The sequence below is a fragment of the Paraburkholderia elongata genome (assembly GCF_013177735.1).
In the GTDB taxonomy this organism is placed as follows: Bacteria; Pseudomonadota; Gammaproteobacteria; order Burkholderiales; family Burkholderiaceae; genus Paraburkholderia; species Paraburkholderia elongata.
Genome location: NZ_WOEZ01000276.1, coordinates 1 through 24627, shown reverse-complemented (window position 1 = coordinate 24627; position 24627 = coordinate 1). Strand labels below are relative to the sequence as shown.

The following is a 24627-nucleotide window of genomic DNA, read 5'->3' as shown; positions in this document are numbered from 1 at the left end:
GGCCGATCCCGGTCCGATGACGAATTTTCGTAGTCGTTTAGGGTTGTTCGACGCCTGCCAGCAACGCGCAGTGGCGCACTCACACTTCTGTTGACGATGGCAGGCGTCGAACAACCCTAAACGGCAAGCGTCCACTCGCTCACCGGTTCCCTTCACAAGGGAGACGCGACGATGAAGCAAGCGCTTAATCGGTGCCGCATCTTTGGAAGTGCGCTACGGCCAATATGTCTAATATGCGGGACACCCCGAATTGCCGTACTCCTGAACCTCCTTCTACCATCAACTCCCCGCTGCATATCGCAGCCAAACGCGCCACGGGTAATGCGTCGCCGCAAGCGAGCCCTATAGCCTGGCGGGCACGGCACGCAAGCCGGTAGCCGGCGCATTCCATGTACAGCACCTACTCGAACTCTCAGGAGACAGGTATGCTCAGCCCCCATGAATTTGCGACATTGATGCTCGTCAAGGACTGCGTCGAACAGATTGCCGACCGGGACGAACTTGACACGTTGCTCGAACGTCAACTGCTTGACATGGAGCAACTTGCGGGTGGTGCCGTGCTTCCTCGGGTTACGCAGGACGGAGATTCCCTGCTTCGTACCCTCGCGCGAATTCACTGACACGTCGGACCGTGTGAGCCCGCACGCTCGGTGATATGCGGGATTGACCGTCATCCCAGGCCCTTGCCGCGGCCCCAGGATTTCCGAAATGTTCTTGAGGAGATCGCCATGTCTCGCGAGTCCGAATGGGTCAAATTCGTGCTCCACGACGAATTCCCGTCTGACGTTGAATTTCTTGAAGGAAGCGCGCCGAACCATTCGTTGTCGAGATTGACGAGGGTGACCTCTGACATCCATCTCGCGCATCCACAGCCCGTCACGTGATACGCCGAAGGGGCATCGCCGCGGCGGCGTGTCATCATCGACGATGCAACCGTACGCCGAACACAATTCGCGCGTCGTCGGCCACATCCAGGTTTCGGACGTTGAACGCCTTCGTGATACCGTCGACAATCACGGCAGCAGGCCCGGATAAGCGGCGCAGGCACTCGCCGAAATGGGTGGGATACTGCGTCATGCCAAGATTTCCTGAAAATCACAAAGGGGATCAAAAATGCGTTGGCTCGTCATCTTGAATGGAAAGCATTGGGGTGATGTCTCACCGGTCATCTTCCACGAGCACCACCGGAACAAGGATTGGTGCATGACGCTTTGCGACGCTGTTGACACTGACGGGGCGATGATCGAGATCACCCGCGGAGACACCAGATGCTACGTGCCACAAGACGCCGTCGTGGCAGCAGTCCACATCCAGGATGCCAATCAAACCATGGGATTCATTGACCCGAAGATAATTGAAGAAGGGGCTCACGACTGAACGGGCACGTCTGCAAACGTATCAACCGTCTTCGTATCGACTGCTCGCGCCTTCGCCGCGCCCTACGCCCGAGTCACCCACGCGATAGTGTTCAGGTTCCAGATGAAGTGGAGGGTGTACGTGTCGAGCACACGAAGGTCTGCTGTCCAGTGCGGAGCCGCCGTTTGAATGTCCGTCTGGCAAACATGCGAAGACTCGTGACAGGTTTCGATGCGAGTTCACAGCCAGCATAGAATTCAAGCGGAAACATCAACAAGGTAAGACGGTTGTCCGCCCGAACCCATATCAGGCCGGCATGATCCGGGCCGTCGGCGGTTTGGAGCGCGACGCGCTCATTCTGTCGTGCACAGATTTCGACCGGGTGCTCAAGGAGACATGACCATGGCAAAGCTCATCGCACTTTACAAGACGCCGTCAAACCCGGACGCATTTGACGCACACTACTTCTCGAATCATGTGCCTCTTGCCAAAACGATACCTGGGCTTCAGCGCTATGAAGTTAGTGCCGGGCCGGTAGCGACCCCGCGAGGCGACTCTCCGTATCACCTCGCAGCGATCCTGAGCTTTGATTCGATGGATGCTCTGCAACAGGCACTCAATTCACCCGAAGGCCGAACGACCGCGAGCGATCTAGCCAATTTTGCACAGGCCGGTGTCGAGCTTCTTGTATTCGACACCAAAGACGTTTAAGCCTAGTCAGTGTCTCGGTCGCATACGTCAACGATCAGGCAATGCGTCCGGCACCGGATGTGCTGCTCGCTATCCGGCCAGCCTCCTAGCCATGCAATTGCGGCGTCCGAATCCACCTTGCCGCCGCTGACGCCAAACGGGAACCAGCCGGGAGGCACCACTGACGACGCAGCAACGACCAGCTGTCGACCGGCAGCACGCGACTCAGGCCGTGTGAGAACGCAGCTAAAAGTAACAGTCGAATAAATCGACCCTTCAGATCGTGCCATATCGGCTTGGCGGCACCTTGGGAAGGGTAAAACGACACCCGTAAACCGAGTACTTTTCCGTTTTGACACAGCCTGGACCCGAAGCGGACATCGGATTCGCCAAGGCGCTCGCGGTCTTGGAGCAAACCATGCCGCTACTTCTCGAACCAGTATTCGAACTCGGTCCGGTTCTGGTTGAAGGCCTTGTTGTCGGAAACTGTTTCGGCGCGTACGATGCCGCGAATGCTGCGGAATTTACCAGTGCCACCCGTGATATCCAACTCCGTGAGGTTCTTCGAGCGGTCGCTGCCTGGCAACTTGTGCGTGAGGAAGAATCCGCGTGCAAAAATCTTGTCGCCGTTCTCCATCCTGTATTCCACATAGCTGCGGCCGAGCCCATTCGAGTCAGTCTGGTCGCTGGTGCCACGGATAACAGCCTCCTTGAGGACGATGCCCTCAATTGTCTGGTCTTTGCCGCCGTAACTGCGCACTAACTCGAACAGCCGCAGCTTGTGTTCAGGCACGTCGCCGACCTCGAGGATGTACTGCTGCGTGTACTTGTTGCCGCTCGCTGGCGCTTCGAACGCAACGACATGCTTCTCTTGCGCAAGTGCGATCGTCGAAGCGAGAAGCACGCCGCATAGCGCCGCAGACGTTCTCAATTGCATGGTCTTCTCCCTGCGGGATCGGGAACCTGATTCACTCTAGTAAGACCGCACAACTAAGGCAAGAATGCTGATCGGACCCGCCCCCGAAGGGACCAGACCTAATCGAATGCCCGCAACTGGCCGGTCACTGCCTGACGGCGATCGGCGGCACACGGCGAGATGGTAGTGCGCCCGTCTTCGCAGGTCGTCGTCAAAAGCTACGTGTACGACGTGGATCACCCGGAGAAGGACAATGTCGCCATCCGTCTGGTCAACGGCGGCCTGCGCTCGGTAACCGGCCTGATCGGAAAGCGCAACCATGATGCCGTCAGCTTTGAGACGCCGACGGGCACCATCGGCGTAAATGGCACCAACTTCGGTGCGCTGTTCTGCCAGTGCGATTGCGGCAGTGTACCGACGCTGAGCGGGAGCGCGCCGCAGAACGGTCTGCATGTCGACGTGGCGCAGGGCGCCGTAGTGGTCAGCAATCCGGGCGGCCAACAGGTATTTCAGACTGGCCAGTTCGGCTTTGTAGCCAACCCGTCGAGCCCGCCGGTAGTGGTGCCGCCGGCACAGGGCGTGCCGGTAACGATGCCGCTCTCGATCAGTAAGAACGTGCCGACGACGGGTGCCGGTGCGAAGGGCACTGCCGTGGATTGCGTGGTGCGGTAAATGCCGTAAGCATCCTGGCCCAGTGTCGTAGCGCGAACCCGGGCCGACGGGATCAATGAGACCGCTGAAACTGGATTCAATCGATGGACGGCGGCTTCGACCCGGAGCGGCCTTTCGATCTTCTCGATAAACCGTCTGTCACTTCGCACAGTGATCGGCAGGTCGTCGGCCTTTGCTGACATTTAGGTGTCCCCGTTAGTGAGGCTGCTACAGGTTGCTTTCCTGACATTCGCTCCCCGGTAGCCCAGAATGTTAGGTCTCGCTGCAAGCGGATACGTACTGCCGACCAGAAGCATGCGTAGCTGGTCCAGTTTGCCCAGAAGGTGCTGGCTCGGTGATTCACTGACATGGGGCTCGTGGGTGCCGTGCGAGAACATGCACCACTGTAGCGCTTCGGGATGGTCGTGAACGCAGCGGATCATCTTGCCAATCTCTTCCGAAGGCTTCATCCCGAGGGAGGCACACATCGGCATGGCGCGCATGATCATATGGGATGGTTGAGGCCTTATGGCTGGCGCGCAGAGCGCTGAACTCCACGCAGATCGACGCATATCACGTGGGTGGCAAGTAACGCGTTCACGCCTGCGTTGACTACGGGCATTGGCTACACGTACATGAACATCGGTGGCGGCAGCGACGTCACCTATGGTCCGAGCGATTTCCTGCCTTCTGATTCGCGATTCCGCGCAGATCGTGTGGGGCGCTGGCCGCTCGTCCTCGCGCTGGCAGACGACCATCCGCTCGCTTCGAAACGGCGCATCTCGGCGCGGGACCTGCAGGCCGAGCGAATCATCCTCGCCGCGAGCGAAAAAGACGAGGAGGATCCATGGCGCTGGCGCGCGCGATCCTCGGTCACGATGTTCGCGCCATTGAAAGCGCATTCAGCACGAGCGCCCTGTTCGCCATGGTGGCGGCCGGGCTGGCCTAGCCTGGCAGGCTGTTGAAAAGCGCCCCGCCATGACGACCGGGGCACGGCGTAAGCGAGTTTCGTGCGCGATCGATGCTCAATTGCATACGTGTCGCTGCGCACTCCCGCTTGGCATCAAATTCACGGGACCCCCTTGCACGGGGCATGTGACGGCTCCGACGGCAGAGCGGTTTTTACTTCCCGGTACCCGCTCGTCGGCTGCCCTTCTGGCGCACGCGCTTCCTATCGTTAACCCGACCGTCCCAAACTTTTCTCTGTTTCTGGTGCTATAGTCACCTGGTGACTTGTTGTCGTCAAAGTTGCGAAATGTGAGCGGCTGAGACTACGCCCAGAAAAGGAGGCTTGATGTTCAAGAGAAATCGACTGCTGGAAATGCTGGAGCGGGACGAAATTCCACTGGGGATGCAGTGCTTTACCGGTCATCCGGCATTGATCGAGGTCATGGGGATGACGGGATTCGATTTTGTGATGATCGACTGCGAACACTCGGGCAACGACGTCTGCGCGATGGAAAGCAGCGTACGGGCCGCACAGCAGGCCGGTCTTGCGCCTTACATCCGGGTGCCCGATCACGCGGACGAAACTGCGATCAGGCGTGCGTTGGAGGCAGGTGCGGAAGGTATCTTTCTGCCGATGATCCGCTCGGCCGCCGACGTCCGGCTGGCCGCGAAGTGCGCTTTTTTCCCGCCGATGGGCGAGCGCGGAATCTGCCCCGCGACGCGTGCCGCACGCTACGCATTCAGGAACTTCGACCAATACACCGCCTGGAACAACGCGGAAATCGCGCTCGTGCCGATGATCGAACACCCCGATGCGGTCAGGGACATCGATGAAATTTGCGCTCTCGAAGAGGTGAAGATCATCGTCTTCGGCGCAGGCGATCTGGCCTACGCGATGGGTGAAGGGACTCTGATGATGAAGAGTCCACGCGTTCAGGAGGCGTACCGTGCTGTGCTTGACTCCACGTCGATCAGTTAAAGAAGCTGAATGTCGAGGTGCAGCAAAAGCACGCGCCAACGGCCGAAGATCTGGCGCGCCATCCGAGCATGCACCGCATTGGGCAGGTCAGCAATGATAAGTCGAGCGCGTTCTACCACAACGCCATAAACGTGAATCGATACAACCTTTTCGCGATTGGCGGCCTGGTCGGCTACGACTTTGGGCGCGCTACCGTCAACCTGTGGGCAACCAAGGACATCACCGCCAGCGCGTCAGGTGGACCAACCGGACCCAATAAGGCAACGATCCTGAAGGGGTACAAGGTTTTTGCCAATCTTTGCTGCCGCTTCTAGCAAACGGATCAATGCAATGACGGAGACTCCTATGGATGCAACGCACGAACTCGATCTCGAAGCCATCATCGATCAGGGTGGCGTCAAAGGCCTGCAGATCGTCATATTTCTGCTCTGCGGGCTGATCGCGATGATCGATGGATTCGACACCCAGGCGATTGCTTTCGTCGCACCGCAGATTATCGGAACGTGGCACGTGGCGCCAGCAACATTCGGGCGCGTGTTCGGCGCCGGCCTTCTAGGTGGCCTTGTCGGGGCGCTCGTACTCGGCGCCGCGGGGGATCGCTTCGGCAGAAAGACAACCATGTCAGGCTCGGTGCTATTGTTTGCGATCGCATCGTTGTCGACACCGTTTGCGCAATCGATCGGGGAACTCACCGCGCTAAGGCTCGTTACGGGCGTTGGACTCGGCGGCGCGTTGCCGGCGTTCGTCTCGCTCACGTCGGAATATGCGCCAAGGCGTCTGAGGAGCACGCTGGTCGGCATGATGTTCTGCGGCTTTCCTCTGGGGGCAGTAGTTGGGGGCGTCGCATCCGCCGCGCTGATTCCAGCGTTCGGTTGGAAATCCGTGTTCTACGCTGGTGGAGCGCTGCCCCTACTCATTCTGCCGCTCTTCCTCGCCGTGGCGCCCGAATCGGTGAGGTATCTCGCACTGCGTGACAATCAAGAAGCGATCGCACGCATCTTGCGTCGTCTCAATGCGCATGCGCAATGGAACGGCCAGATCGGCTCGCACTCTCACGCGTTGCATTCGCAAGTGTCGAGCCTGTTCAGGAACGGACGCGCGGCGACCACATTGCTCCTCTGGATCGCATTCTTTCTTAGTCTGCTTCTGACCTATTTCCTGATCAACTGGATTCCCGTCGTGGCTCGCGGCAATGGCCTCAATATCGAACAGGCCGTGCTTGCCGTATCCATGCTCAATCTCGGCGCTGTGACAGGCTGTGTCGCGCTGGGTCGTCTTTCCGATCGTTTCGGCGCACCGAGCGTGATCAGCGCAGCATATCTCGCAGGCGCATTGGCGATCATGGCTATCGGCTTCGTCGGCTGGTCGCCGGAACTGCTCTACGTCATGACTTTCGTCGCGGGTGCATTCAGCCTTGGCGCGCAGATGTGTACCGTCGCACTCTGCGCGGTGTACTACGACACGTTTCTTCGGGCAACGGGCATCGGCTGGGCGATGGGTATAGGCTGGATCGGCGCGATCGTCGGACCTGTGCTGGGCGGCGTTCTGCTCGGCACGGGTGTTACGGCGGGAACGCTGTTTCTGGTGGCGGGCGCGACATCCGCCGGCGCGGCGGTTGCCGTGCTGATACTGGGCAGGTTCGTCAGCAGGGAGGCCGGTCACAACGAAGGCGGTCGCGTGGCGAGTCGCGCCCGAGGTCCGTCGCCCGGGGATCCCGGTTCGCTTACACGTACGACTCCCCCTCACTGATCAATCATTCGACTCAAGGAAAACGCAACATGCACACACTGTCACTCGAACAAGCCGCGGCAATTGTCGACGCGGCACTTCACAAGGCGCGGCAAACGGATTGCGCACCCATGACTGTCGCGGTGCTCGACGCCGGTGGCCATCTCGTCGCGTTCAAGCGGGAGGACGACAGCGGTATCCTGCGGCCGCAGATTGCGCAGGCAAAGGCCTGGGGTGTACTCGGCATGGGCGCGGGCGGACGCGCGCTTGCGCAGCGCGCGAGTGCAGCGCCTGCCTTCTTCGCCGCGCTGACGGACATCTCGCAAGGACGTATCGCGCCCGTCGCGGGGGGCGTGCTGATTCGTGATAGCGAAGGCCGCGTAATAGGTGCAGTCGGAGTGAGCGGCGATCACCCCGAAAAGGACGAAGCCTGCGCGGTATACGGCATCGAAGGGGCATGCCTGAGGGCAGATGTTGGCTAAAGATCTTGCCGGCGAGATCAATCCTGGAAGCTCACGGCCAGTTCGCAGCGGATCTGGTGGTGGGCAGCAGTGCCGGCCCCCTGTTCACTATCGCCGGATTTATTTCACGCGGCAGCGCGCTCGCGATGCTCGCAGTGGACCATTTTGGCTGTTCGCTCGAGTCTGATCAGGGACAGGCAATCTAAACGCGAGACAACATACACCCTGAGAGGAGCTCAAGATGAAAATCGTTCCATTCGACCCTAGCAACTGGAAGAAAGACCATCCGACCGGCGCCATTGCCTTTCAACACATGCTAAAGGGGGATGACCCGACCTCACCCGAAAATTTCATGTATATCCTCGCGAGGCAGGATGCCGACTTTCATATGCCTCGACATCGCCACAATTTCGAACAGATTCGTCTTCCATTGAAGGGGGCGTATCACGTCCAGCCGGGCCTGACTCTTGAGGAAGGGCAGATCGGCTACTTTCCCGAAGGCTTGGCGTATGGGCCGCAGGAGGACCCGATTACCGAGCAGACCCCGGCGGGTCGTCTCTTGCTCACGTTGCAGTTCGGCGGATCGTCGACGTACGGGTTCATGAGTATCGAGCAGCGGCGTCAAGCATGGAAGGAACTCGAAAAGAGCGGGCGATTTGACGGCCCCTTTTACGTCCGCTCTGACGGCAAACGCGAGTGGGGGCTCAATGCCATATGGCAGCAAGCTTTCGGGGTCAAGCTGAAGTATCCTCATCCGCGCTACAGGAAAGTGATTGTGGCGGATCCCAAGCATTTCAACTGGCTGACGTTGAAAGGATTGCCTGGTGTCGATCACAAATTCATGGGGAGCTTTGCGGAACGCGGTGTGTGGATTGAGATGATACGCCTGCGCGGTGAGGCCAGTTGGTCTTCGGTGGACGAGTCTTCACAGCGTTTGTTTGTTGTCCTGTCTGGTGAAGGGACCGTAGACGCTAATCCGCTGACTCCCTTGACCGCGTTGCAGGTATATCCGGGGGAAAAACTCGAAATCGAGACGACGTCGACAATGGAACTGTTTCTGGTCGGATTGCCGCCCATCGAACCGCCGGTTGTTGAGTCGGATCAGTTCGCCGAGGAGGAAATGAGGCCGGAAGACCAGCTTGAGCAATTGCGTTCAGGCGCATAACGATATATGCGCCTGCTTCATGACTCTTCGTTACGAGACACGCCTATGCAAACCTTATCATTGGCTCAAGCTTCCGGAATTGTGGACGCCGTACTCGAGAAGGCATGGTCGTTGGCTGTAAGCCCCTTGCGCTCGCGGTGCTTGACGCGGGCGGCCATCTCGTCGCACTTAAACGTGAGGACCATAGCAGCATTCTTCGTCCGCAAATTGCCGAGGCAAAAGCATGGGGCGCACCGGGCATGGGAGCGGGTGGCCGCACATTGGCGGAGCGCGCTGCAGCAGCACCAGCATTCTACGCAGCATTGAATTGCATCCCCGGCGGGCGGATCGTCCCGGTTCGTGGCGGTGTCCTGGTCCATGACGAACAGGGCCACTTACTTGGCGCGGTATCTCGCAAGGACGTATCGTGCCCGTCGCGGGGGGCGTGCTGATTCGCGATAGCGAAGGCCGCGTGATGGGTGCAGTCGGAGTGAGCGGTGATCACCCCGAAAAGGACGAAGCCTGCGCGGTATTCGGCATCGAAGGGGCTTGCCTGATGGCAGACGTTGGTTAGAGCTCTTGCCGACTGGATCAATTTTTTAAGCTTACGGCCAGTTCGCAACGGATCTGGCGGTGCGCAAATCGCCACATTCCACTCGTGTCCTTGCACAGTTCATCGAAAACATCGTTCACCCTTAGGGATAGTGTTCAAAACACGCTCGGCGACACCGACCTGACAACGTAAGTATCGCCAAGTGAAATCAATGAGACGAAACGTGCGAATTCCGTGTTCTATTCAGCATAGATGGAGTCGCGCGGTCTGTGCTTCGGCTCGTCTGAGCCGAATCCGGACGCACTCATACCACGAATTCCTGCAGAATTCGGCGGCGTACCATCCAAAGATTGCTCAAGGCGAACAGCGTTTGCAATTGCTGCATGTTCTTCGCCAATCCACGATAACGCACCTTGAGATGGCCGAACTGGCGCTTGATAACGCGAAACGGATGCTCCACCTTGGCGCGAATACGTGCCTTCAGCCTTTCGCGTTCGTCAGGCAGTTGGCCCAGCGGTGTGTCCTTGTTCAAGGCACGACACTTACCTGGACGCATGGCGATGTGCCAGTTGACCTTGACGTCTTGCATTTCCTCGCGCTTTTGCACGCCTTGGTAACCCGCATCGCCAAACACCTCGCGTTCGTCACCATGCACGAGCGCATGCGCTTGCGTCACATCGTTGACGTTGGCAGCCGTCCCCACTACCGTGTGCACGAGACCCGAGTCGGCGTCCACGCCGATATGACACTTCATGCCAAAGTGCCATTCATTTCCCATCTTGGTCTGATGCATTTCGGGATCGCGCTCACCGCCCTTGTTCTTGGTTGAACTCGGCGCGGCAATCAGTGTGGCATCAACCGCCGTCCCTTCCTTGAGCATGTAGCCCTTCGCACTGAACTGGGCGTTGACGGTCACCAGAAATTGCTCGGCCAACCGGTGTTGTTCCAGCAGATGCCGAAAGCGCAGGATACTGACCCGATCCGGCAATCGGCTCATGCCACCCAGCTCGGCAAATTCGCGATACAGCGGTACGTCGTACAGCGTCTCTTCCATCGCGACATCGCTCAGGCCAAACCATTGTTGCAGGAAGTGGATGCGCAACATTGCTTCAATCGGAAATGGCCGGCGACCCGTCGCCTTGGTCGGCGCGTGCGGTTCTATCAGCGCCACGAATTCGTTCCATGGCACCACGCGCTCCATCTCATCCAGGAGCGCGCGCTTGCGCGTGCGCTGGTTCGTCAGGTCAAGATTCAGGTCGGTCTGTTTCATGCGCTCATTGTGCCAGGCAACCTCAGTCCTGAACATTCCACGTTGACTGAGTTTTGAACACCATCCCTAGGCGTTCAAGGTTATCTGCTCAAGGGGGTGGAGCAAGGTAAGCGCTTGTGCTCTGCAGGACATAAAGCGTTTAGGCATAGTGCCGGGTTAGCCACAGTTCGCCAGTCATCGACTGCCAGCGGGACTTCCTCACGGCGCGTCATGAAGGCATGCGGGCCGCCGCAGTCCTCTGGCGGCGCTCGGCGCTTGCCACCAATGCAGCACCGAAAGATGCGTTTCTCCTCCAGCCCCAGCCGCGCCTCAACGCGCACCTGGTGTTCCGATCCATCGTTCAAATCGTATTCGTAGAGAAACCGTTCGTTGACACGAAAGCGGAAATCGCGCAACTGGACGTGTACTGGATCGGTTGAGAAGCCGATTCCACCGTCATGGTAGACGCCGTAGTCCTGGCCATGGATATGAAAACGGTTCAGATGCTCATCGCTCCAGCCAAAGGCGATCCGCAGGATGTAGTGCAGATCGGTGATCGTGCTGTCGCTGCGCACCAGAAGCCGTCGCCAGATCATCGGACTGATCTGGCGAAGCCATACGTGGAGCCGATAAATCCCGACGCCCGGTTCTTCGTCCATGATCGAGCAAGCTTATCAAAATTCAGGGCCATACCTTCCAGCGCCCACTTTGTATCGCTCTCCTAACCGCGCCTCAATTCACCCACAGATCCCCCGACGATCGATTTTTTTCTACGCCAAACGGGGAGTATTGCGTTCTCTATTTACTTTGACGATGTCGCTGCCGTTAGATAGCTCATGATCAGCCGAAACGTCTCCCGCTCGATCAGGCCATCGGCAAGGAGCTCATTCTGGTCGATCACCGCTTTGTGAATGAGCGACTCGAGAACTGTTTCAATGATGATGGCCAGCACGCTCAGTTTGCAATCCACGGCAATCTCATTGACGTGGGCATGCAGAAAGCGCTCTATTGCTGCCGTGATTTTACGGTGAACGTTCGTTGCCTCTGCGAGCCCGCCAATTCTAGGGATCTCTTCATGCAGAACCTTTTGCAGCGCGGGTTTGATGCGGTGCGCCGCCGTGGCTGCTTTGATGATCGCTCCGAGTCCATCCGCTAGCGTGGCGTGACCGGGATCTTCGAGCGCTCGCCGCATAGTTCCGATCATTTGGTCCGCATGATGCTCGATCAGCGTCGCAACGAGCGCTTCCTTGCTCGGGAAATACTGGTAAAGCGAACCGACGCTGATGCCAGCACGCTCCGCCACACGAGCGGTGGTAGCCCTTTCATATCCATGCTCGATCAAAACCTGAGCAGTCGCGGCGATGATCGCCTCGACCGTCATCTTCGCGCGCTCTTGACGCGGCATTTTACGTGGGGTTGTGTCGATTCGGCGGACGCCCATCCGGCTTCTCCAAATGCGAATAGTCAAATGTGAAGGAATCGTCGCATAATGGTTTGAAAGTTGCAACAGTCGCCGCCTTTGGTCGTTGCATAGCTTCTTCTGCCGCTTTTGATACCCAGTCATAGGACAAGATCATGACCATGGCCGCCACTTCTCTTGGCTTTGACGCTGAACACCTTTCCCGCCTGCCGGACGCCATCAAGACCGACATCGCGGCTAAAAAATTCGACGGCGCCGTGGTGCTGGTAGCGCGGCGCGGTGAGATCGTGCTGCACGAAGCGTTGGGCTATGCCGATCGAAGCGCGGACAAGCCGATGCGGCTCGACTCCGTCTTCTTCACCTTTTCGATCCTGAAACAGCTCACCAATGCGCTCGTCTTGCAACGTATCGACCGCGGCGATATTGCCTTCACCACGCAGGTGCGCGAGGTGATTCCGGAATACGGCGTCAAGGGCAAGGAACACACGACGATTGCCGACCTGCTCTTGCACAAGGCGGGTCTGCCGTTTGACGTGCCGCCACTGTCGCCCGAGCAGCTCGGTGACATCCGCGCTGTTACCACCTTCGCATGCAGCTTGGTGCCACAGGCAGTGCCTGGCACTGCCGTCAGCTATTCGGCGGTCGTCGGGCACAGCGTGCTCGCCGAAATCGTGCGCAGGCTAGATGGCGGCAAGCGGTCTTACACGCAGATCATGGTTGACGATCTTCTGAAACCCCTGGACATGACCGACACGAACCTTGGCGCTCGCGCCGATCTTGCGGTGCGGCGCGTGCCAGTCGTGATGGTCGATCGGAGGCTCGGCGCCTTTCAACCCGAGCAGCTCGAAGGGCTCGGTGCCGTGATGACGGAAACCTTCGAGCTGCCTGCAGGTGGCGGACTCTCCACGGCGATGGACTACTATCGTTTTGCCGAGGCATGCCGACGTGGCGGCGAACTCGGCGGTGCGCGGGTCTTGAGTCCGGCCATTCTCCGCTTCGCGACCACCAACGCAACGGGTACGCTGCCGAACGGTCTGTGGGATTATGCGCGCGGCATGCGAGGTTGGCCGGAAATTCCGGCCAACCTCGGGCTCGGTTTCTTCTTGCGCGGAGAGGGTGTCTTCCCGCACGCCTTCGGGCAGCTCGCCTCGCCGGGTACTTTCGGCGGGATCGGTTCCGGCTCGAACTGCTTCTGGGTCGATCCGGAACGCGAGCTGACCTACGTGTTCCTGTCGGCCGGGTTGATGGAAGACTCCTATAGCTGGGAGCGCCACCAGCGGTATGCGGATCTCGTGCAGTCGGCCCTTATTCTGTGACGTATGTTCGCCATCCTTCCTCGCGTGACAGCGACTGAATGAACTTCAAAGCAATTCCCCGGTGTATCCCGAGAAGGTGAACGCCGGGGACCGCACTCGGAATACTCGGATGACAAATAAACACGCTGAACAACAAGGTGGCGCTGATTATGGGCGCTGCATCAGCCATCGGCAGAGCAACGGTGCAACTTTTCGCGGCAGAAGGTGCGACTGTCATTGCGCTTGACATTGATCGTGCAGGCGCCGAGGAGACCGTCGCCAAGATTGAGGTTCAAGGGGCGCGCAATCGCGGGAGCACTCGATGTTGCCGACGAAACAGGCTGGGAATCAGCGATACCGCATACCCTGGTGGCCTTCGGCAAGTTCGACATCGCCTGCAATATCGCCGGCATCGGCGCGCCCATCGACTTTCAGGAACTTACGTTGGATCAATGGAACCGGGAGATCGCGGTCAATCTCACCGGTGTGTTTTTGGGCTGCAGCAAGGCGTGCGCGCCATCAAACAGACAACTGGTTGCTAGTTTCGAAGCAGGTTTTGTACAGAGCGGTCGAACAAACCCGATGCGCAAATCGATGTCGGGCGTGGCATGCTGAAGATGCGATGTATGTTTCGTTTGCGAAGGTGAAGGTGTCGGGAGGTCGAGGACGATCGCAACGCTGGGCAGAGCGCCGATGTTACGCAAGGCTTGGGCGTGAGATCAGTTCGCGCAGGCCAGGGCGCGCAACCCGCGGCGTTGGTCCCGCTCGACTCGCAATTGGGAATTGAAGGATGAAGTCTGGCTCAATCCGGAGCGCACATCCCCGGCCGAATTAAAGCAGCCTCAATAGTGAAAGACCCAAGGGTCAAAGGAGAGTGCGAATGAAGTGACGCGACAACTATGTCTACAAAGCCCGCTCGATGGCGGATATTCATCATACGGGTACAACGTGGCGAACTGGAGGCGCTTCCTGGCACCCGGGTGGCCCGTCGATTGACCTCGATCATTTTTAAATCTCTACGGGTCGCATTCCCCGCCGCTTGCGGCGTAGGCCGGTCGGGGACCGGCTGCTTGGAGAAGCGCCGTTCATACCCCGCAGCTTGTTGCGGGGTGCTTGATTATCACACTACTTTTCTAGGAGAGTCTCATGGCTGGTATTGGAACCGAGAAGGTTTTCGAGAACGACAAGGTCGTTGTCTGGAACTGCAGTTTGGCCCCGGGCGAATATTCGTCGCTTCACACGCACGAGCACGAATACATGTGGTATGCGATCGAAGGCGCTCTTCTGCAGGTTTTTGATGAAGATGGGAATGATCTGGGGACTTTCGACGTGCCGACGGGGGCATTCTATTCGTTCAAGCTAGATAATGGTTATATTGAAGTGCTTTCCGAAAACGGAAAAGGCGCGCGCGTCCCTGCGACCCATAGGGCGAGAAACGTCGGAACGACACCATATCGTGAAGTGCTCGTCGAGTACAAATGAGTGAAACGTTAAAGGCGTCGGGCATCGCATGACGCGGTGTCGTCGCCATTTGGCCGAGGCATAGCCGAGAGCGGTGGCTCGATGGTTGTTGGCGACGGCCTCGGCGCGACGACCGATTTTGTTACGCCGACTGACATCCAACTGGTTGCTAGTTTCGAAGCATGTTTGTACAGAGCGGCCGAACAAACCCGATGCGAAAATCGATGTCGGGCACGGCATGCTGAAGATGCGACGATATGTTCAGGTATGCGAAGATGAACGTATCAAGAGGTCGAGCACGATCGCGGCGCGGAGCGAAGCGCCGATAATGCGACGCCAGGCTTCGGCGTGGGATCAGACTCGGCAGATAGGGGGTTGAATGCGCCACGATCCCAATCTATCAGCCCAGAGCGAAGCTGGCCGGCGGACGCCCAGCAGCGTTAGCCCGAATCGCCAAACGCGTCGGTTTCCTCTCCATGCAGTAGGCTGTTGGCTTCGACCACGGTGCTGACGTTGGCCGACATGCCCCGCACCGTGTGCACCCGCCCGGATTGGGCATCCACGCCGACGTGCGCTTTCATGCCGAAGTACCACTGGTTGCCTTTCTTGTTCTGATGCATCTCCGAGTTCGCCCGAGGCATTCTTGATTGAATTCGGGGTGCTGATCAGCGTCGCATCCACCACCGTGCCGGCGCGCAGCATCAACCCTTTGTCGCGCAGGATATCGTTGACCAGCGCGAGGATCTGCGCGGCCGGCTTGTGCCTCTCCAATAGAGACGGCACCGCAGGATGGTGCTCTCGTCGGGCAGCCGCACCGTCCAGTTGTCCAGTCCGGCGAACTCCCGGAACAGCGGCACGTCGTGCGGCGCTTCTTCCATTGCCGGGTCCGACGGGCCGAACCATTGCTGCAGGCCCGCAACGACGCGATCGCAAGCGTTGCAGAGGCCTATCCGAGCCAGTCCGGCCTCGATTTGGACCGCTGAATTCGCCCGCATTGATGCGCAAGCTTGATCGCGACGATCCGTCGTACCGACACTACCAGGATCCAAATATTAACGTGACTGGAGGCGGTGGTCGGTCTTGACAACTTAACGGTCGGTTAGTAATCTTGACAACAAGACATCAGTGACGAGGAACAGGATGTCGGGAGAGGTGGAGATGCGATTGGAGAAACTTGCAGGGCCGGCGTGACGGCGGTTGTCCATTCTCTAGCGGCGTTCCGGCGGCCTAGGTCGCGGAGTCGGTGACTGCGCGGTCAGTCTCAATTCGCCGCCATCTCGCGTCCTCATTCATGACGGCAGAAGCCGTCCCATGGTTTGCCTCGACCGACAAGGTCGAGGAAAGGAGGTGGACTTGACTGCATCCAATCATAGCGGCGTCCAGACGGAACCGGTGGAAACCGTGCCATTCATGCCAGACATATTCGAATCTACTGCGGAAGGAGGAGCGCGCCTCCGCGCAGGTCGCTGCACGTCGTGCGGTGCACTTTCGTTTCCTCGGCGCACGGTATGTGTTCATTGTGGCCCGGGACATGAGATCGAGGTGACGGTGATCGAGGGCGGTGGCACAGTTTACGCAAGTACAGTGGTTCGAGTTCCCTCTCCGGTCGGGCTGAAAGCGCCATATGCCTATGGCTACGTCGATCTCAACGATGTGCCGCTACGCGTGTTCGGCCTCTTCGCCCAGGCAGACGCCGGAGGGCTGACTCCCGGAACGCCGGTGCGATTGGTGGCCGAAAACCTCTGTCGTGACGCTGCCGGACGGGAGCTTGTCGCTTACAAGTTTGCCAGCTTGAAGGGAGCAACAGCATGAGGCCGGTCTATGTAGCGGGCGTTGGTTCGACGACCTTTGGTAAGCATCTTGACCGAAATTTGCGCAGCCTCGGGGGCGAGGCTGTTGCGAAGGCTCTAGTCGACGCAGGGATCGACCGGCGTGAGATCGAGGCAGGCTACTGCGGCAATGCGCTCGGCGCGATGCTACAGGAGGAGACTGGCGTCGGTCAGCACGTTCTATGGGAAGTGGGCATGGGGGGGCTGCCCATCGTCAACGTAGAGAACGCGTGTGCGTCTGGGTCGACAGCGCTTCATCTCGGCTGGCAAGGTGTGGCAAGTGGCCAATATGATGCAGTCGTTGTCTTCGGAGTTGACAAGGCGGTTATGCCGAAGGGCACGCCCCTCAAGGTTGGTGCGGCAGAAATGGAGGTCCGGCTTGGCGATCTTTTCCCCGGCTACTTTGCCATGGTCGCGCAAAAGCACATGGAGGCGTATGGCACGACACTCGAGCAGCAGGCCAAGGTCTCGGTGAAGAACCATGACAACGGCTGCCTCAACCCCTACGCGGAATTCAAGAAACCGCTGACAGTCGAAGAGGTCCTTGCATCGCCTATGATCGCGGACCCTATCACCTTGTTCTCTTGTTGCCCGAACAGCGATGGCGCCGCTGCGGCGATTCTGTGCTCGGAGGCCGTAGTTCGCCGTCTTGGCAAGCCGCGGGTTCGTGTTGCTGGTTCGGTGCTAGCAACCGGCCTCTATGACAATCAGCGTGACTTTTCCCATTGGGAGATCGAGGAGAAAGCCGTCGCGAAAGCGTATGAGCAGGCTGGTGTCGGTCCCGGTGATTTGTCGCTCGTCGAGGTGCACGACGCTTTCTCAATTTGCGAAATCGTCCACTACGAAGGTCTTGGTCTTTGTGCGCGTGGCGAGGGTGGACGCTTGATAGATGAGGGGGCGACCGCAATCGGTGGGCGGATCCCGGTGAATGCCAGCGGTGGCTTGCTGGCCAAGGGACATCCAATCGGCGCGTCAGGGCTAGGTCAGATAGCAGAGCTTACTTGGCAGCTTCGAGGGGAAGCTACCGGTCGACAGGTCGAGGGTGCGCGCGTCGCGCTGGCGCAAATGATGGGCGGCAGCAAGGAAGCCGACGCCCGGGCTTGCAATATTCATATCCTTATCGCGGAATAGCCGCATGAACGGAGTAATTTATGGATGACGCGACCTACCGCGAGTGGTTTCCTAAGGTAAAAGATCTGATTTGGAACGACCTTAGCCAGTACGTTGATCAGATCGAGCGCGAAGGGCATATTCCTCATGACGAAGTGATCCCCAAGCTAGCCGCGCTGGGCCTGTACGGTTGTTTGGTGCCAGAAAGCTACGGGGGGCTCGGGCTCTCGGTCGGGCAATACGTTCCAGTTCTGATAGAGCTATCAAAAATGTATGCGGGGCTGCGCGGCTATCTTCACGCGCATGTTTCCGCCAGCAAGCTACTCGAGTTCGCAACCGACGAACAGAAAGCACGCATTTATCCAGGCGTTGCCAAGGGGGAAATCCAGCTAGCGTTCGCATTAACCGAGCCGGACAATGGTACCGGCGTCGACATCACGACTACGGCGCGTCGCGAGGGTGACGTCTATTTCGTCAGTGGACGGAAACACTTGATCAGTAACTGCGACATCGCGGACTATCTAATGTTGGTCTGCTACACCGACCGGAGCCGAGGCGCAGACGGGATTAGCGTGTTGATGTTGCCGAAGGAGGCCCCTGGCTTCACTTGGGATCCGGTAGGCGGGCTGATGGGCTGCAAGGGTGCTGAACATGGCAGGCTCAACCTCGATGATGCGCAGGTGCCGGCGGAGAACCTTCTTGGCGGTGTCGAGGGAAAAGGGCTCGCCCACGCGCTTGAGGCACTCGAAGAGAGCCGAGTCTTCATTGCATCGACCTCGCTCGGTACTGCTGAACGCGTACTTGAACTGTCACTTGACTACGCCACGGAAAGGGTTACCTTCGGCAAATCTATATCAACGCGGGAAACAGTGCGGTCCTATCTCGCCGAGATGGCGACGGATATTTTCGCGTTGCGCTCAATGCTCGCCGACGCGATTGCCAAGCTTGACCGGGGTGAGCGCATTCCAGCGGAAGCGGCGATGTGCAAGCAGTTTGGCGCGGAAGCCGTGAATCGGGTAACTGACCGTGCGTTGCTAGTCCACGGTGGGATTGGCTACACGACACAGCGCGACATCGAAAGGCATTATCGCGACTGTCGGATCAACATGATCGAGGAGGGTACACCGTCAATTCAGAAGACCGTCATCGCGCGGACTTTTCTCGACGGCTACCGCTTCCAGGACTTTGGGAGCCAGCTATAAAATGCGTTTTCTTGGCGACATTGCGCGTCTCAACGCGCGCCGGTTCGGATCGGAGACGGCCCTGATTTTCGAAGGGCAGGCGATAAGCTTTGCCGAACTCGACGTTTATTCGAACGGCATCGGTTGGCAGTTGCTTGAAGCTAGCGTTGCCCCGGGTGACCGGGTTGCTGTGCTAGCCGAAAACTGCCTGGAATTTTTCCCGCTGTATTTTGGGATCCTAAAAATTGGCGCGGTGATTGTTCCGCTCAACTATCGTTGTGTTGTCGCTGAGATTGAGCAAATGATGCGGGACAGTTCTCCCCGCATCCTGTTCTATACGCCCGCATTTGAAGCGCAGGCGAGCGAGGTCGCGGAGCGGATCGGCGGTGTTCTGCTCGCGCGGATCAATTCTGATTTGCTTCGTGGTGGTGCCGAGCCACTTCGGCCGTTGCCGGCATCATTTGACGAACGGGCCACGGCGGCCATTTTGTACACGAGCGGCACTACAGGGACGCCAAAAGGTGCGATGCTTCCTCATCGCGCCCTCATCGAATGTGCTGCCTCGACGGCGCTGGCCACTGGGGTGCGTCATAGCGACAGGGTCGTAGTCACCGTGCCGCTATTTCATGGCGGCGGACTTTATGTCGTTTCCCATCCGCACCTCTATGTTGGAGCATCGATTGTACTCACTGCCCGCTTCGAGCCGGATCAAGTGTTCGAACTGATCGAGCGTTACCATGCGACTACTTTTTTCGGGGTGCCTGCGCAGTACGCGATGCTGCTGGATCGGACACCGACCTCCGGCACGCCATCGAGCTTGAAAAGCGCGTGGTACGGAGCAGCGCCTATGCCTGTCGAATTGGTGAAGGCGTCGCAGACGCTCTGGCCGAACGTCGGCTTCCTGCAGTGCTACGGTCAGACCGAAACTACACTCAATACCGTACTTCCCGCCGACGAACACAACAGCAAGCTGGGAACGGTCGGGCGAGAATTGCCGCACATGGAGGTTCGCGTGGTCGACGAGACTGGCATCGAATGTCCATCGGGAGTTGTTGGGGAGGTGATTGTCGACAAAGAGGCTGGCATGACCGGCTATTTCAATAATCCCGAGCAGACCGCGGAGACAATCCGCGACGGTTGGATCTATACCGGCGATCTCGGTTATTTTGACGAAGACCGCTTTCTGACTCTCGTCGATCGGAAGAAGGACATGATTGTCAGCGGAGGCGAAAACATCTATTCCAAGGAAATCGAAGATGTCCTTTGCGCTTGCGAGGACGTAGTCGAGGCGGCGGTCGTAGGTGGGCGGGATCCGAAATGGGGCGAAGTGCCGGTCGGATTCGTGGTGCTTTCCGCGTCGAGCAGCTTCGTGACAGCCGATCTCGAGAGATGGTGTGAGGCGCGCCTTGCCCGCTATAAAGTTCCGCGCAGATGGCATATCGTCCAGGAGCTGCCAAAGACCGCTACCGGTAAGATTCGAAAACCGGCTTTACGCCAAATGCTTAACGCTAGTTGAGACAATTCGTAGTCGCAAATATGGACCGAACGCGGTGCGCAACGTTCTGGTTTCTATCACGTAAGGAGAAGAGAATTGGATATCAAAGGTAAAGTCGTGGTAATCAGTGGGGGCGCTTCTGGATTGGGGGAGGCGACCGCGCGCCACTTCCTTTCAATCGGGGTGCGCGGCGTTGTCGCGCTTGATCGCGACGCGGCACGCGGTGCGGCGATAGCCGAGGAACTCGGCGAGGGCTACCTCGCCGTCGAATGTGATGTCGCCGACGCAGATGCGGTGCAGGCAAGTATCGACGCCGGTATCGAGCGCTTCGGCCGCATTGATGTCGCGGTCGCAGCCGCCGCCATCGGTGGACCGGCTAAACTGATTAGCCGGAAGGGGCCGATTCCAATGGATCGCTTCGATCAGGTGGTGAAGGTCAATCTGTACGGCACCGTCCATCTCTCGCGTTCGGCTGCACTAGCCATGACGCGCAACGAACCAAATGCAGACGGAGAGCGTGGCGTGATTATTAATCTCGCCTCCGGCGCTGCATATGAGGGGCAGGTGGGCCAAGTCGCCTACAGCGCGTCGAAGGCGGCGATAGTAGGCATGACGCTACCGCTGATGCGCGAACTCGCCGAGCATGGCATTCGGGTAGTAACCGTGGCGCCTGGCGCTTTCGACACACCGATGTACGAACAGGCGCCGCCGGAGGTGAAGGAAGGCATCGTTTCGGCTTCGCTCTTTCCCAAGCGCATGGGCAAGGCGTCGGAATTCGCTTTATTCGCGGAAGAGATTGTGCGTAACGCCATGCACAACGGACGAAGCTATCGCTTCGATGCAGGCCTCATGCTTCCAGTGTCGTGATGGCTCAGCGAGACGGGGCGGGTGAATTGAAGCACTATGCGAATCGAATCGCGCGCGTCATCCAAAACGTCGATGCACGAGAAGTCCTTCCCGCGATCCTCGAGGAGGAGCGGCTGGCTCCGGTGCTCGTACTGACGAGCGCATCGTTCAAAACTTCGAGTTATCTGGTCTCGCTGCTGGCTGCAGTACCCGTACCGTTCGTGATATTCGGCGAATGCCAGCCGCATTCGCCGGCTCATTGTGTCATTGACGCGATTGCAACACTGGGCGACCTTCAACCCGACGCCATTGTGGCCATTGGCGGAGGCTCGGTAATCGATACCGCAAAAGCGGTCTCGATGGCTCTATGGCGCGACATCAAATCGCCTGACCGCTTATCCGAACTGCGCTCCCAGCCTACGCGCGTCAATTCTGGTGAAGGCGAGCCGGGACCACGCATCATCGCGATTCCGACTACTCTGTCCGCCGCCGAACTATCTCCAATTGGCGGGATGACGAACGATGTCACCTTGCACAAGGACGTAATCGGCCACGAATACGCGATACCGCGAAGCATTATTTACGATCCGCGGGCGTTGCTCGACGCGCCGCGCTCGATACTACTGGGATCGGGCGTCAAGGCGATAGACCATGCGGCCGAAACGCTTTGTGCGGGTTCGGCATCCGGCTATGCTGCTCCGCTTGCCCGTCAAGCCCTGAGGTTATTCGCTCGCGCCCTGCCGGCAATAGCTTCTGCTTATGAGGCGGGAAGGCAGCCTGCGCGATCCGATTTGGCGGAGGCGCAACTGGGCTGCTGGATGTCGATGGCCGGCCCAGCACACGGCGCGCCAGTGGGCGCCAGCCACGCCTTAGGCCATGCGCTTGGCGCAATATGCGGTGTGGCACACGGCCTGACATCCTGCGTGACGCTTGCACCGGTCCTCCGTTGGAATCACGACTGGTGCATCTCGGCCAAGCGCGAAATCTCCGAGGCGCTCGATGGCCACGCCGACGAGAGAGCTGAAACTTCCGTTGCACGGTTGGTTGGCAAGCTCGCTCTACCTACCCGACTTTCGGAGCTCGGCGTGACGGAGGCACAACTGCCGGTCATTGCAGCATATGCGTTCGAGGATCGTAATGCGGCGACCAATTGCCGACCGATTGCATCCGGCCAGGAGATGTTGGAGATTCTTCGAGAATGTCTCTAGGCCGGGCGCCTTGGGATGACGGAGAGGCTCGTAGTACCGCTGAAGCCGGGTAATGCCGGTGGAGGGTTAGGGAGCTTGGCTCGAAGTGCAGGAAGGTGCTTTACTCCCTGCCGCAATTGGGCTACGGCGCCAAATAGTAAGGCGGAGAAGTCGACGACTAGTGAAGACAAGTCACTGCGCGCGATGGTCGCGCACTGGCTCGTGCCGGACCCGGCGAAGCCGGTTCGGGTCACAAAGTTCAGAAACAGGCGATCCAGACGCGAATGCTATGTATGCATCGATACATTCAGGGCTGGAGTGCAGGTTGCGATGTTTTTCTTTCGTCACGAAGACGGCAGTTGGCGCATATACCCGCCGACTCCAGAACGACCCACTATGTGCATCCCTGATACTTCCGCAAGCTTTTGAGGTGCGCAGGTCGACCGTCACGCTTTTTCATTGCATGTGCGACTTGCACACATCGCTTCAGCTAGCTTGCGCGCCTATGGCATGAGAGATTTCCACGCGATTGCGTTGGGCGCGTATGCACCACGAGACCGGCGTCGCCGGTCTCTTATTTCGCGGTGCGCCACGTGTGCTCGTCCACCACGGTCGGGTTCCAGCCCAATTTGAATTCGAACCCGGACGGTGTTTCGACGTAGAAGGAAAGCTCGCGGTCGTTAGGGTGCTGCTGGCCGATGGCGTTGGCGATCGGATAACCCATCGCGCGACACCGGAAATAGGCCTGGGTCACGTCGTCCGGCGAGGCGCACTGAAGATTCATGTGGTGGATCTGGGTGCGCAACGGGTTCCAGCGGACGCCACGTGTCGATGCGGTCGCGAGCGAATGGTGACGCTCGTTCAAGCGTAGGAACGCGAAGTCGAGATTCAGGCGGTCGTTCTTGTCCTCGATTTCGTCAGAGAGCCGCGCGTCGAACACCTTTTTCCAGAATGCCTGCAAGACTCCCGGCTGGCGAGTCGTAATGGCGACATGCGCGCCGGTCACGAACCCGCTTGCTTTCATCTGCAACGGCAAATCGCAGAGCACCGCATCCGTGAAAAGTTCGGTGCGCAGCTTCTTGGGACCGGCGAAGAACCAGAATCTGCTCACTCCGCGCAAGGCCGCCTCTTCCGTGCTGCCTTCCTGCACGCTGATGCCGCGGGTGGCCAGCCGCGCGAGCGCAAGCCGTAGGGCGGCCTCATCGTCCAGTTGCCAGCCGATTGCGATCACATCCTCTGCGGCGCCTTCACGAACGATCAGACGCCGTTGATGCGCATCTATGCGGCATGCGAGGACGCGCGGTTGGGGGATATCTACATGCAGTCCGAGACCCTCTGCGGCGAATTTCCTCCATTCGTCCAGCCTCGAGGATTCGGCGAGCAGATAGCCCAAGCGAACGCGACCGAAAAGGCTCTTCGACGCGGGTTCCGAACTCGCGATGGTCGGCATAATGGCAAGCTCCAGGTTAGCTGGTTTGAGTGGCGCGCGCGTTGGCGCCGTCCTGAGGGAACCTCTTCTTTACCAGTGGCGGGTGTAGATCAGACTGGTGTAATGGTGGGCATTCGACACTCACTCTGATCAATCAACGAGGTCCCGGGAGGCTTCCGCTGATGGCGGAAGTCTTTTTCGAGAGCTTTCGCCTGCTTGACACGCAACGCATGCGTGTCGTCAATGGCACCATGTGGATCGGAGATGATATTTAGTACGCGCGCGGAGATATCCCGCGCGCGTTTCTCGCCACATGCGGCGTCGCCTTACGCGTCCGGCCGTCACGGACAATGTCACGAAACGCATACATATGGGGTCGGGCGCAGCGCTGCTCACGATCGAGTCAGAATTTGGTGCGTAGGCCCACTCCAATGTCGGTTACGCTTGAGTGGTGCGGTCCCAACGCTCCGGACGGTGTATCAGGATCACCTACTTCCGCACCAGTCAGACGTGTGTAGTCTGCTTCCACATACAGATCGGTGCGTTTCGAAAGCAAATAGTCGACGACACCATAGTCTTACTGTGTCACATAATTAGTTGCGCGCTCTATTGCCGTACAGGAAGAGTGCCATCGTTGCATGAGCCGTAGTCCAAGCAGGATACGCAACGTGGTAATGGAATCAGGAACGTGGCGTTGTG

General features: G+C 58.7%; 26 protein-coding genes and 2 pseudogenes. 21 read left to right on the top strand and 7 right to left on the bottom strand.

Annotated elements, in window-relative coordinates:
* Positions 1-425: 425 nt before the first annotated feature.
* Positions 426-620: a hypothetical protein gene (locus GNZ13_RS45400; RefSeq protein WP_172177342.1), complete on the top strand. Its 195-nt coding sequence runs from the start codon at positions 426-428 to the stop codon at positions 618-620.
* Between the two features lie 298 nt (positions 621-918).
* Here the strand turns inward: GNZ13_RS45400 and GNZ13_RS45395 are convergent, their stop codons facing one another.
* Complete coding sequence (locus GNZ13_RS45395; RefSeq protein WP_172177340.1) at positions 919-1077, bottom strand: hypothetical protein; 159 nt, start codon at positions 1075-1077, stop codon at positions 919-921.
* Positions 1078-1113: 36 nt separating this feature from the next.
* Here GNZ13_RS45395 and GNZ13_RS45390 point away from each other — a divergent pair, with 36 nt between their 5' ends.
* Positions 1114-1377: a hypothetical protein gene (locus GNZ13_RS45390; RefSeq protein ID WP_172177338.1), complete on the top strand. Its 264-nt coding sequence runs from the start codon at positions 1114-1116 to the stop codon at positions 1375-1377.
* 381 nt (positions 1378-1758) lie between these two features.
* Positions 1759-2067: an EthD family reductase gene (locus tag GNZ13_RS45385; protein WP_172177336.1), complete on the top strand. Its 309-nt coding sequence runs from the start codon at positions 1759-1761 to the stop codon at positions 2065-2067.
* A 403-nt stretch (positions 2068-2470) separates the two neighbouring features.
* Here the strand turns inward: GNZ13_RS45385 and GNZ13_RS45380 are convergent, their stop codons facing one another.
* Positions 2471-2983 (bottom strand): hypothetical protein, encoded by a 513-nt coding sequence (locus tag GNZ13_RS45380; protein ID WP_172177334.1) that lies wholly within the window; start codon positions 2981-2983, stop codon positions 2471-2473.
* 165 nt (positions 2984-3148) lie between these two features.
* Between GNZ13_RS45380 and GNZ13_RS45375 the strand changes: the two genes are divergently transcribed.
* The 9 genes from GNZ13_RS45375 to GNZ13_RS51815 all read left to right on the top strand — a co-directional run bounded on the left by GNZ13_RS45375 (position 3149) and on the right by GNZ13_RS51815 (position 9447).
* Positions 3149-3634, top strand: a complete 486-nt coding sequence (locus GNZ13_RS45375) for a hypothetical protein (RefSeq protein WP_216675276.1) — start codon at positions 3149-3151, stop codon at positions 3632-3634.
* Positions 3635-4248: 614 nt separating this feature from the next.
* Positions 4249-4578, top strand: coding sequence for a LysR substrate-binding domain-containing protein (locus GNZ13_RS45370; RefSeq protein ID WP_172177332.1), 330 nt, complete (start codon positions 4249-4251; stop codon positions 4576-4578).
* A 329-nt stretch (positions 4579-4907) separates the two neighbouring features.
* Positions 4908-5540 (top strand): HpcH/HpaI aldolase family protein, encoded by a 633-nt coding sequence (locus GNZ13_RS45365; protein ID WP_172177330.1) that lies wholly within the window; start codon positions 4908-4910, stop codon positions 5538-5540.
* Between the two features lie 17 nt (positions 5541-5557).
* The gene (locus tag GNZ13_RS45360) at positions 5558-5854 is read left to right on the top strand and encodes a hypothetical protein (protein ID WP_172177328.1); all 297 of its coding nucleotides are present in this window, start codon (positions 5558-5560) and stop codon (positions 5852-5854) included.
* A 31-nt stretch (positions 5855-5885) separates the two neighbouring features.
* Positions 5886-7289, top strand: a complete 1404-nt coding sequence (locus GNZ13_RS45355; protein ID WP_172177326.1) for an MFS transporter — start codon at positions 5886-5888, stop codon at positions 7287-7289.
* Positions 7290-7318: 29 nt separating this feature from the next.
* On the top strand, positions 7319-7750 hold the full coding sequence (locus GNZ13_RS45350) for a GlcG/HbpS family heme-binding protein (protein WP_172177324.1): 432 nt from the start codon (positions 7319-7321) through the stop codon (positions 7748-7750).
* A 220-nt stretch (positions 7751-7970) separates the two neighbouring features.
* A complete protein-coding gene (locus tag GNZ13_RS45345) occupies positions 7971-8894 on the top strand; it encodes a hypothetical protein (RefSeq protein ID WP_172177322.1) in 924 nt (307 codons plus the stop codon).
* Positions 8895-8998: 104 nt separating this feature from the next.
* Entirely contained in the window at positions 8999-9325 is a 327-nt protein-coding gene (locus GNZ13_RS54520) for a GlcG/HbpS family heme-binding protein (protein ID WP_216675275.1), read from the top strand.
* Complete coding sequence (locus GNZ13_RS51815; RefSeq protein WP_216675274.1) at positions 9301-9447, top strand: heme-binding protein; 147 nt, start codon at positions 9301-9303, stop codon at positions 9445-9447. Before GNZ13_RS54520 ends, GNZ13_RS51815 begins: the two co-directional genes overlap by 25 nt.
* A 283-nt stretch (positions 9448-9730) precedes the next feature.
* Here GNZ13_RS51815 and GNZ13_RS45335 read toward each other — a convergent pair whose 3' ends face one another.
* The 3 genes from GNZ13_RS45335 to GNZ13_RS45325 form a co-directional block, all read right to left on the bottom strand.
* The gene (locus GNZ13_RS45335; RefSeq protein ID WP_172177320.1) at positions 9731-10696 is read right to left on the bottom strand and encodes an IS5 family transposase; all 966 of its coding nucleotides are present in this window, start codon (positions 10694-10696) and stop codon (positions 9731-9733) included.
* Positions 10697-10776: 80 nt separating this feature from the next.
* Positions 10777-11334: a plasmid pRiA4b ORF-3 family protein gene (locus tag GNZ13_RS45330; RefSeq protein WP_172177318.1), complete on the bottom strand. Its 558-nt coding sequence runs from the start codon at positions 11332-11334 to the stop codon at positions 10777-10779.
* Between the two features lie 143 nt (positions 11335-11477).
* The gene (locus GNZ13_RS45325) at positions 11478-12182 is read right to left on the bottom strand and encodes a TetR/AcrR family transcriptional regulator (protein ID WP_216675273.1); all 705 of its coding nucleotides are present in this window, start codon (positions 12180-12182) and stop codon (positions 11478-11480) included.
* Positions 12183-12250: 68 nt separating this feature from the next.
* Here GNZ13_RS45325 and GNZ13_RS45320 point away from each other — a divergent pair, with 68 nt between their 5' ends.
* The 3 genes and pseudogenes from GNZ13_RS45320 to GNZ13_RS45305 all read left to right on the top strand — a co-directional run bounded on the left by GNZ13_RS45320 (position 12251) and on the right by GNZ13_RS45305 (position 14872).
* The gene (locus GNZ13_RS45320; protein WP_172177316.1) at positions 12251-13411 is read left to right on the top strand and encodes a serine hydrolase domain-containing protein; all 1161 of its coding nucleotides are present in this window, start codon (positions 12251-12253) and stop codon (positions 13409-13411) included.
* Between the two features lie 149 nt (positions 13412-13560).
* Positions 13561-14005: pseudogene (locus GNZ13_RS45310) on the top strand (SDR family NAD(P)-dependent oxidoreductase).
* A gap of 531 nt (positions 14006-14536) precedes the next feature.
* Complete coding sequence (locus GNZ13_RS45305) at positions 14537-14872, top strand: cupin domain-containing protein (RefSeq protein ID WP_172177312.1); 336 nt, start codon at positions 14537-14539, stop codon at positions 14870-14872.
* Between the two features lie 422 nt (positions 14873-15294).
* On the opposite strand, the pseudogene GNZ13_RS45300 reads toward GNZ13_RS45305, so the two are convergent.
* Positions 15295-15762: pseudogene (locus GNZ13_RS45300) on the bottom strand (IS5 family transposase); the annotation flags it as partial.
* 442 nt (positions 15763-16204) lie between these two features.
* Between GNZ13_RS45300 and GNZ13_RS45295 the strand changes: the two are divergent.
* From GNZ13_RS45295 to GNZ13_RS45270, 6 genes are all read left to right on the top strand, one after another.
* Positions 16205-16663, top strand: a complete 459-nt coding sequence (locus GNZ13_RS45295) for a Zn-ribbon domain-containing OB-fold protein (protein WP_172177310.1) — start codon at positions 16205-16207, stop codon at positions 16661-16663.
* Positions 16660-17811 carry a thiolase family protein gene (locus GNZ13_RS45290; protein WP_172177308.1) on the top strand — a complete coding sequence of 384 codons (1152 nt, stop codon included), beginning with the start codon at positions 16660-16662 and terminating at the stop codon, positions 17809-17811. Before GNZ13_RS45295 ends, GNZ13_RS45290 begins: the two co-directional genes overlap by 4 nt.
* 20 nt (positions 17812-17831) lie before the next feature.
* Entirely contained in the window at positions 17832-18992 is a 1161-nt protein-coding gene (locus GNZ13_RS45285; protein ID WP_172177306.1) for an acyl-CoA dehydrogenase family protein, read from the top strand.
* A gap of 1 nt (position 18993) precedes the next feature.
* Positions 18994-20487 (top strand): class I adenylate-forming enzyme family protein, encoded by a 1494-nt coding sequence (locus GNZ13_RS45280; RefSeq protein ID WP_172177304.1) that lies wholly within the window; start codon positions 18994-18996, stop codon positions 20485-20487.
* A gap of 75 nt (positions 20488-20562) precedes the next feature.
* Positions 20563-21333, top strand: a complete 771-nt coding sequence (locus tag GNZ13_RS45275) for an SDR family NAD(P)-dependent oxidoreductase (protein WP_172177302.1) — start codon at positions 20563-20565, stop codon at positions 21331-21333.
* Positions 21333-22520, top strand: a complete 1188-nt coding sequence (locus GNZ13_RS45270; protein ID WP_172177300.1) for an iron-containing alcohol dehydrogenase — start codon at positions 21333-21335, stop codon at positions 22518-22520. The genes GNZ13_RS45275 and GNZ13_RS45270 overlap by 1 nt, the downstream gene beginning before the upstream one ends.
* Before the next feature lie 553 nt (positions 22521-23073).
* On the opposite strand, the gene GNZ13_RS45265 is transcribed toward GNZ13_RS45270, so the two are convergent.
* On the bottom strand, positions 23074-23949 hold the full coding sequence (locus GNZ13_RS45265) for a VOC family protein (RefSeq protein ID WP_172177298.1): 876 nt from the start codon (positions 23947-23949) through the stop codon (positions 23074-23076).
* Between the last annotated feature and the right edge of the window lie 678 nt (positions 23950-24627).

Bases quoted from the DNA above. Each gene is read 5' to 3' on its own strand.
- GNZ13_RS45380 (WP_172177334.1), bottom strand. From the start codon at position 2,983: ATGCAATTGAGAACGTCTGCGGCGCTATGCGGCGTGCTTCTCGCTTCG.
- GNZ13_RS45370 (WP_172177332.1), top strand. From the start codon at position 4,249: ATGAACATCGGTGGCGGCAGCGACGTCACCTATGGTCCGAGCGATTTC.
- GNZ13_RS45390 (WP_172177338.1), top strand. From the start codon at position 1,114: ATGCGTTGGCTCGTCATCTTGAATGGAAAGCATTGGGGTGATGTCTCA.
- GNZ13_RS45350 (WP_172177324.1), top strand. From the start codon at position 7,319: ATGCACACACTGTCACTCGAACAAGCCGCGGCAATTGTCGACGCGGCA.
- GNZ13_RS45365 (WP_172177330.1), top strand. From the start codon at position 4,908: ATGTTCAAGAGAAATCGACTGCTGGAAATGCTGGAGCGGGACGAAATT.
- GNZ13_RS45290 (WP_172177308.1), top strand. From the start codon at position 16,660: ATGAGGCCGGTCTATGTAGCGGGCGTTGGTTCGACGACCTTTGGTAAG.
- GNZ13_RS45395 (WP_172177340.1), bottom strand. From the start codon at position 1,077: ATGACGCAGTATCCCACCCATTTCGGCGAGTGCCTGCGCCGCTTATCC.
- GNZ13_RS45305 (WP_172177312.1), top strand. From the start codon at position 14,537: ATGGCTGGTATTGGAACCGAGAAGGTTTTCGAGAACGACAAGGTCGTT.
- GNZ13_RS45270 (WP_172177300.1), top strand. From the start codon at position 21,333: ATGGCTCAGCGAGACGGGGCGGGTGAATTGAAGCACTATGCGAATCGA.
- GNZ13_RS45355 (WP_172177326.1), top strand. From the start codon at position 5,886: ATGGATGCAACGCACGAACTCGATCTCGAAGCCATCATCGATCAGGGT.
- GNZ13_RS45400 (WP_172177342.1), top strand. From the start codon at position 426: ATGCTCAGCCCCCATGAATTTGCGACATTGATGCTCGTCAAGGACTGC.
- GNZ13_RS45265 (WP_172177298.1), bottom strand. From the start codon at position 23,949: ATGCCGACCATCGCGAGTTCGGAACCCGCGTCGAAGAGCCTTTTCGGT.
- GNZ13_RS54520 (WP_216675275.1), top strand. From the start codon at position 8,999: ATGGTCGTTGGCTGTAAGCCCCTTGCGCTCGCGGTGCTTGACGCGGGC.
- GNZ13_RS45345 (WP_172177322.1), top strand. From the start codon at position 7,971: ATGAAAATCGTTCCATTCGACCCTAGCAACTGGAAGAAAGACCATCCG.
- GNZ13_RS45280 (WP_172177304.1), top strand. From the start codon at position 18,994: ATGCGTTTTCTTGGCGACATTGCGCGTCTCAACGCGCGCCGGTTCGGA.
- GNZ13_RS45285 (WP_172177306.1), top strand. From the start codon at position 17,832: ATGGATGACGCGACCTACCGCGAGTGGTTTCCTAAGGTAAAAGATCTG.
- GNZ13_RS45320 (WP_172177316.1), top strand. From the start codon at position 12,251: ATGACCATGGCCGCCACTTCTCTTGGCTTTGACGCTGAACACCTTTCC.
- GNZ13_RS45335 (WP_172177320.1), bottom strand. From the start codon at position 10,696: ATGAAACAGACCGACCTGAATCTTGACCTGACGAACCAGCGCACGCGC.
- GNZ13_RS45330 (WP_172177318.1), bottom strand. From the start codon at position 11,334: ATGGACGAAGAACCGGGCGTCGGGATTTATCGGCTCCACGTATGGCTT.
- GNZ13_RS45385 (WP_172177336.1), top strand. From the start codon at position 1,759: ATGGCAAAGCTCATCGCACTTTACAAGACGCCGTCAAACCCGGACGCA.